Source organism: Ferruginibacter sp. (assembly GCF_014377975.1).
Lineage (GTDB): Bacteria > Bacteroidota > Bacteroidia > Chitinophagales > Chitinophagaceae > Ferruginibacter.
Genome location: NZ_JACMOO010000415.1, coordinates 1 through 8963 on the forward strand (window position 1 = coordinate 1; position 8963 = coordinate 8963).

The window sequence follows — 8963 nt, forward strand, 5'->3', positions numbered from 1 at the left end:
CCGCTTTCGTTTGCTCAGGAAAGATTGTGGTTTATTGACAAGTTAGAGGGCAGTATCCAGTATCACACACTGGTAGCGCTTCGCCTGCAAGGCAAATTGAATAAAGAAGCTTTGGAAGCTGCTGTTAAAAGCGTAATCAAAAGGCACGAAATATTAAGAACTGTTTATGTTGAATTTGATGGTATTGGGTACCAAAAATTAAAAGATTTTTCCTCCTGGGGCATATCTTACCTGGATGGCTTCAGCCTTAAGCACAACAAAACGCTGCTAGATGAAACCATTCATAACATTAATAAGCAACCCTTTGACTTGTCAAAGGATTTTATGCTTAGAGGCACTCTCATAAATATTGCTGATGATGATCATTTGTTAGTTGTTTCCATTCATCACATTGCCTGCGATGCCTGGTCTACTCCAATAATTATAAAAGAAGTTACCCAACATTATGGTGGCACATTACAGGGAGTGCCATACCAGTTACCACCCCTTCAATTACAATATGCTGATTATGCAGTTTGGGAAAGAGATCATTTGAGAGAAGATTTACTTCAAACTAAACTGGGTTACTGGAAAACAAAACTGGAAGGTTTTACACCTTTACGGTTACCATACGATTTTGAATGTCCGTTAAACCGTACCAGTAGGGGTAGTAGCATTTTTAAATTTATTGATCAATCGGTGCTGAAGCCATTGGTTGATATTAGCCGGCAAAACGATTGCAGCCTTTATATGACCTTATTGGCAGCCTTCAATATTCTTTTGTACCGGTATACAAACCAGGGAGATATTTCGGTTGGGGCATCTATTGCCAATCGAAACCAGCAGGAAGTGGAAGAGTTGGTTGGTTTTTTTGTAAATACTATCACCCTCCGAAACCAGGTTAAAAGCGATCAAACATTCATCGACCTGTTAAGGCAGGTGCAAACCACTACTTTAGGTGCTTATCAGCACCAGGATGTCCCTTTTGAAAAAGTGCTTGATGCTGTTTTAAAAGACCGTGAAAAAGGACGTGCTTCTTTGTTCCAGGTAATGCTTGTCCTATTAAATACCCCCGAAGTTCAAAATGTTTCTTTGGGTGAAGTTCAGGCCTCATACGAACCCACCAAATCTGAAGTTTCAAAATTTGATTTTACCTTTTTTGTAAATGAGACAGCCAATGGATTAAGTCTTACTGTTGAATACAGTACAGAATTATTTAAAGAAGAAACCATTACCAGGTTGGTTACTCATTTTGAAAATTTACTGAAACAGGTTGCTAAAAATCCGAAAGCAAAAATTGCTAACATCAGCCTGCTCTCAAACGATGAGCAGCTTTTGCTTACGAATACCTTTGGCATATCAAAAGTTGACTATCCTCAGGATCAAAATATCATTTCTTTATTTGAACATAAGGTTGCCAACCACCCCAATGCACCAGCACTTGAGTGTGAAGGTATCGCTTTGAGTTACGCCGCGCTTAATGAGCAGGCAAACCAGATTGCCCATTACCTGCGCTTCAAAGGCGTTACCCGAAATAGCCTGGTTCCATTATTAGTTGAGCCGGGGTTACAAATGGTGGTTTCAATACTGGGTATACTAAAAGCAGGAGGTGGTTATGTACCTATCGATTCAAATCTGCCTGCAGAAAGAATTCAATTTATCATTACAGATGTGAATGCTACGGTTGTAATCTTAAGCAGTCAGTACAGCAATTTGTTGCATGACCATGTAGGGGAACAGTTACATTTATTGGACCCTGAGGAAGATATTCTCTCCTTACAACCTAAGCATAATGCTCTGGGAGTTATCGGAGCAGATCATCTTGCCTATGTTATCTACACATCCGGCTCAACCGGTACACCCAAAGGGGTAATGATAACACATGGCAACATCGTTGATTACTATTATGGATTGACCGATAAATTGGCAGTTGCTGATTGCAAAAGTTTTGCATTGTTATCATCTACAGCAACTGACCTTGGAAATACTGTATTATATGGTTCGCTGTTATCAGGCGGCGTGTTGCATGTATTCAAAAAAGAAATGCTTAGTAATGCACATGGTTTACTCACCTACTTTCAGGAGCTTTCAATTGATTGTATCAAGATCGTTCCTTCGCATTGGAAGGCTTTGCAGGTAGATGATCAATTACTGTTACCCAATAAGCTGCTTATTTTTGGAGGGGAAGTTTTATATACCGAAATGGCTGATGCTATTTTGGCTGCTAATAATTCTTGTACGGTAGTCAATCACTATGGACCCACAGAAACTACTATTGGAAAATTGTTACATGTTGTTGGCAGTTCCTCTGCCTATCAAAAAACAATTCCCATAGGCATGCCCTTTGGCACCACAGTGGTGTATGTTTTAGACGGAGATATGCAACCGGCGCCACTTGGTGTACCGGGCCGATTATTCATTGGAGGTAAAGGTTTGTCAAAAGGGTATTTAAATAACGAGGACCTCACCCGAATAAAGTTCATTACCAATCCTTTTAATAACCCGGATGCGCCTGTTTTATACGATACCGGCGATTTAGTAAAATATGGATCTGATGGTAACATCACTTTTATAAACAGGGCAGATGACCAGGTAAAAATCAGGGGCTACAGGGTTGAATTAGGTGAAATTGAAACTACCCTTCAAAGCATTGAAGAAGTTGAACAGGCAGTAGTTTTATACAACCAGGATAAGAGTACCAATGGAAAGTTAGTAGCCTACATTGTTTCACATTCTACATTTGATAAGGATAACATTATAGATCAACTACGCAAGAAGTTGCCGGACTATATGGTTCCTTCTCAAATCATTTCGTTGGAAGTATTTCCATTAATGGTTAACGGTAAGGTTGACAGGCGTCAGTTGAAAGAATTAGATGTTGCGGGTTCTTCAACAAGCAAGCACATCAACCCAAAAAATAATGTAGAAGAACGGTTGGCCAAAATTTGGATGAACGTGTTGGAGCTGGAAAACATCAGCATGCAGGATGACTTTTTTGAACAGGGCGGTCACTCCTTACTTGCCATTCGTTTAGTTTCTGCTATTCGAAAAGAGTTTAATGTTGAAGTTCCAATCGGGCATGTATTCGACTATCCAACAATAGCATTGCTTGCTGAGCAAATAATTGCTACCGACGATTCTAATCCGGCAATTGCAATCAGTCCTGCTATTCCAAGGCCTGCTGTCATTCCAATGTCGTTTAGCCAGGAACGCCTTTGGTTAATCGATCAGCTAAGCGGTAGCCGGCACTATCACATTCCAGCTATTTTAAACTTAAAAGGTGATCTTAATATTTTTGCGCTCAAGTATGCTTTTAAAGAACTAATCAATCGGCACGAGGCGTTGCGTACCGTTTTTCGCGAAATCAATGGAACTACCTGCCAGGTTATTCAGCCTAATAATAACTGGGATATTGAAATTGTTACTACTGAATTAGTCGAAGGTCAAACAGGAGGATTATTACAGTCTTTGATTGACAAACCATTTGATCTGCGCAAGGATTACATGATCAGGGCAAGCCTGTTAAATCCCGTGGATGATGAATACCTGCTGATCATAACACTTCATCATATTGCTTCTGATGCCTGGTCAACACCAATTATGGTGCGTGAACTGGAGGAGTTGTACAATTCAAAAGTTGAAAACAGGAAAGCTGATCTCGAACCGCTACCCATTCAATATGCAGACTATGCAATTTGGCAAAGAACATTAGCAGCCACCAGTGCATGGAATAACAAAGTGAATTATTGGAAGCAGAAGTTAACCGGCGTTACTAAACTTAATTTACCTGTCGATTTTGTACGGCCTGTGGTTCAAAGTACAAAGGGTGCAATGGTGTCCCTTAAATTAAACAACCATTATAACAAGAGTTTACAGCAACTAAGCAAAGAACATGGAGCCACCATGTATATGACTTTGCTTTCAGCCTTTAAGGTGCTATTGCATAAGTATACGGGGCAAAACGATATTTGTGTAGGCACGCCTGTAGCCGAAAGACAATACGAAGAGATCCAAAACCTGATAGGTTTTTTTGTAAATACCCTTGCTATCCGCTCCGAAGTAGATACTCATAAGTCGTTTACCAGTTTGCTTTCGCAGGTAAAGACCAACATATACGAGGCCAACCAAAATCAGGACATTCCCTTTGAAAAGGTGGTTGAATCATTGGTTTTGGACAGGGATATTAGCAGAAACCCGCTTATACAGGTAGTATTCTCCTACCAAAATGTAAGCAACACAAAACCTGTATCGTTAAAAAATATTAACGTTGAGCAAAACGGTCAGGGATACAGCGGCCATCATACCAGCAAATTTGATATTACTTTCAATATTACAGAAACGACCGATGCAATATACCTGGGAGTTGAGTATTGCACTGATTTGTTTAAAGCGCATTCCGTAAATAGGATGATGACTCATTTTGATGAATTGCTTGCATCCATCAGTGTAAATCCGGAGCGACCTTTAGCTGAATTGAGTATGATTTCGGATGAAGAAAAAGCAGCTTTAATTGCTTTAAATAACCACCAGACTTCACTTCCGGTAAAGAAAAGTATTATTGGAATTTTTGAAGATCAGGTAAAACTAACTCCAGCTAAGACAGCATTAATTTTCGAGGATCAATCGGTTACCTATCGTCAATTAAATGAGCTTTCTAATAAACTGGCCAATCAATTAAAAAAATTGGGCTTAGCGCATGGCAATGCAATAGCCATACTTGCTCCCCGGGGAATGGATATGATTGTGAGCATTTTGGGCGTCCTTAAATTGGGCTGTACCTATGTCCCTTTAAATGTTGAATTTCCTGATGAAAGATTAGAATATATTATTAGGGATGCGCAAGTGAAAGCTGTAGTCCACACTTCTTTTAAAACTGATATTCTCCAGTATGTAAATGACATTCCGCTTATAAGCATTAAGGAGTCGAAAGAATGTTCTGCTGATTTTAGGACCTCTCAAGAGGCTGGTATTGCACCCGTATACATTATGTATACCAGTGGCACCACAGGCAAACCAAAAGGAATTGCTGTAAGCAATCAAAGTGTTTTTAATATTGCATTCCAGGCAAATGACCTAAGAGTTTTGCCATCAGATAATATGCTGCAATGGTCTAATTACGCTTTTGATGGCAGTGTTTTTGAAATTTTCGGTTCTTTACTAAACGGGGCAACCTTATGTTTATTAAAGGAGGGTTGGTCTGCTGATACTGATGCAATTGCAAAAGTGATTGTAGAACAAGAAATTTCTATCTGCTTTGTAACAACTGCAATATTTAATGCGCTAATCGATGCTGATCCTTTGGTGTTGACAGCCGTACGCAAGATATTTTTTGGTGGTGAGGCGGCTTCCTCTGTTCATGTAAGAAAAGCTATTGGGGCATTGGGAACTGATAAAATCTTTAATATTTATGGCCCAACCGAAACAACCGTTTTTGCTACATATTGCCCATTAAACTCGTTGTTAGAAAATGAAATGATCCCTATCGGCAAGCCTTTAGACAATATAAAATCTTTTGTTTTAGATGGTAACAGAAATTTTGTTCCGATTGGGGTTGTAGGCGAATTATACATTGGCGGTATGGGGCTATCGTTAGGTTATGTAAACAACCAACCTTTAACAAAGGAAAAATTTGTGGAGATTGTAATTGGCAATAGAGTTGAGCGCCTCTATAAAACAGGTGATGTGGTTAAATGGAATGAAAATGGGATGCTGGACTTTATGGGCAGGATTGATGACCAGGTTAAAATTCGTGGATACCGCATAGAACCATCAGAAATTGAAAACATTCTGCAGGAGAACAGTATGGTTAAAAATGCAGTTATAATAGTACGCGACCACGGAAATTTTAAAGCTATGATTGCTTACATCGTTCCCGGTGAAAATTTCAACAAGCAAAATTTAATTAATTGGCTACAGGCTAAGGTGCCTGATTATATGGTGCCATCTTATTGGATGACCACTGATAAGTTACCACTGAACACCAATGGGAAAGTTGATAAAAATGCGTTGCCACAATTCGATATCAGCAATGAGTTATTAGATAAATATGTGGCTCCCCGTTCTGAATTGGAAACACAGTTGGTGCAGATTTGGCAAACCTTATTGGGTATTAAAAAAGTTGGTGTCTACGATAACTTTTTTGAAATAGGTGGAGACTCTATTTTAACGCTTCAATTTGTAAACGCAGCCCGAAGATTAAATATCGAAATTCATCCACGGGATGTTTTCATTCATCAAAATATTGATTCACTTACCAAGTTTGTAAACCAACGTGCAGAAGAAATAGTAGATGCTGAACAGGGAATATTATCCGGAGGTTGTGGGCTGTTGCCCATTCAGCAATGGTACCTTAACTCAGTTGAGATGGTTAATGTATCTCATTTTAACCAGGCTGTATTACTGAGCGTTAATAAAATCATCAGTGTTGATCAACTCAATAGGGCATGGCAGGTAATTTTTTCGCACCACGATGCATTACGGTTTAAATATCAACAGCACGCTGGCAGCAATTGGGAGCAGATGCTCAGTTCGGATGTCTCTTTTGCTGTTATAGAAGAAACAGTGGACAAAGACGTAAATGATCTCAATCAATTCATAAATGATAGGGCCAACTACTACCAGCGAAGCCTGGATATTTTTAAAGGTGATATTATAAGAGTGGTTCTTATTAAAACTCCTGGTTTTGAAAGTGAAAACCGTTTATTGGTCATCGTGCATCACCTGGCTGTTGATGGAGTATCGTGGCGGGTAATAGCTGAAAACCTTGATTACCTCTTAAGCTGTATTCAGAAAAATGAAAATGTTTCTTTGGGTAAAAAAGGTAGTTCTTACAGACAATGGCACCTATCGTTAAGTAATTATGGCCTCCAACCTGCTTTACTTGCACAGGGCGACTACTGGAAAAATGTTATTGAGAGTTACTCCCCTTTAAACATTGGAAACAATAATAAAAGTGATGTAAGGCTCAAGGATATGCGGACCACTGCAATGCTGCTAAGCCCGGAACTTACTAACCTATTACTCCATGAAGCATCGAAAAAATATCAAACCGAAATAAATGATGTTTTGCTCAGTGCCCTTGCTAATGCATTAAGTGAGTGGGGTAAAATTGATCATGTTACAGTAGGTCTGGAAGGTCATGGAAGGGTGGAAATAGATGAAAAGATTAACCTTAGCAATACAGTTGGTTGGTTTACTACTATTTATCCCCTTGTATTAACGACCAATAAAATTTCAGACCCGGGAGCTACGCTCGTGTCTGTGAAAAATCAATTGCGACAAATACCGGACAAAGGAATTGGGTATGGTGTTTTGAAGTATATGAATAAAGATGCCCGTTTCGCAACTCCTGAAAAATGGAATGTAATTTTTAATTACCTCGGCCAACTTGATAATGTGGTTAAAGGTGGAAGCTGGATTTCACCTGCTAATGAATCTACCGGTGTGGGTGTAAATGAATATCATATTATTAATGAAGAACTGTCGGTCAATTGCTTTATAAAAAACGGGCAGTTAGTTACCAATTTAAGCTTCAATAGCAATAACTTTTCTTTGGAGCAGGTTAAAGAACTGCTTAACATTTACAATAGTCGTTTGCAGACATTGATTGAGCATTGTACTAATCTCAGTATTAACGCAAATGTTTTCAATCATATTCATAACACTGCCTCACAGAATGGCAGGCAGCCGGTAAATGGCAATAAATACTTGGTTCCAATAAAATCTTCAGGCACTAAAATTCCATTGTACATAGTAGCCGGTGGAGGAGGTACTGCAAATAAGTTTATGCGTTTTGCCAGGATGATGGACAAAGATCAACCGGTGTATTCCATACAACCACCTATTGATCTTAATGACCTACAGACTTTTCCCGATACCATTGAAGGCATGGCCAGCAAGTTTATTAGCGAAATTTTTGCCTTAAATCCCGAGGGTCCGTATGCTCTGGCCGGCCATTGCACAGGTGGCAAGATTGCTTTGGAAATGGCTAAGCAGTTACAGCGAAATGGGAAGAAAGTGCACATGCTAGCTATGTTTGACACGTTGATTGGCCGAAATGTGTCACCGGAATTGCCATCTTTTAAAAATTTGTATCATTTTCCCGCAAAGTTTAATACGGCTTTGGCCAAGCTAACTTTAAAATTCGATTTTGAATTTTACCTCTTGAGGAAGCATCCAAGGAAAACTGTGATGTATAAGTTAAAGTCTTTAAAAAATCTTTTGAATAAGTTTTCTGCAAAATCAAAAAATGATACCGCGCGGGTATACGATGAGTTTAAGATTTTTGATAAAACATCTGAACTCTATACTCGTGCTAGTAGAAAGTATACATTAGAACAATATGATGGAGAAATTTTATTGTTTTATGCTAAAGAACGCTACTACTTTACCGATGCACAAAACAAGATCAATTTTAAAAAAATAGAACTTGATTACGATTCCAAATATTTATGGAAAGAATATGCATCATCGGTAATGCTATACGAAGTTAAAGGTGACCATTCAGACATTTTTGAAACGGTTCATGGAAATGAGTTTGCTATGTTGGTGCAAAAACATCTTGATAAACCTGACCGATAGATTTTTCGGCTGTACTATACATCCCTTCTTTAATTCATTAATATATGATGATCTAAATATTCGAACAATTGGTACTTGCATAACCGGTTAAAGTGGTTTACTGTAAAAATGCAACTTTAGGTATGGAAAGATACTCTTTGATGAAGATTTGATTATTTGACCGGCAGTTTGTTTGGGTTTAATCCCACTATTATTTATGAAAAATTATATAACCTTGAAATTTACAGTCTATCTTATCATGTCCGCATTTCTTTCTACTCAACTTACTTCCTGCTCACCTGCAAAAGACCTGGACTATTTCTCATACCCTGCCTACGATAGCAGCCACATGTTTGTTCAGGAGAGTTACGAAGTGCCTATTAAAGTTGGCGACCAATTAAATATCATGCTTTCTGCTTTAAAGC

The 8963-nt window shown here is 38.7% G+C and carries 2 protein-coding genes; both read left to right on the top strand.

Annotation, left to right across the window (positions count from 1 at the left end; all coding sequences use genetic code 11):
• The coding region (locus H7254_RS20265; RefSeq protein ID WP_301934704.1) for a non-ribosomal peptide synthetase at nucleotides 1-8559 on the top strand (8559 nt) is incomplete at its 5' end.
• A gap of 196 nt (nucleotides 8560-8755) precedes the next feature.
• Nucleotides 8756-8963 (top strand): hypothetical protein (locus tag H7254_RS20270; RefSeq protein ID WP_301934705.1); only part of this gene is annotated, 208 nt, incomplete at its 3' end.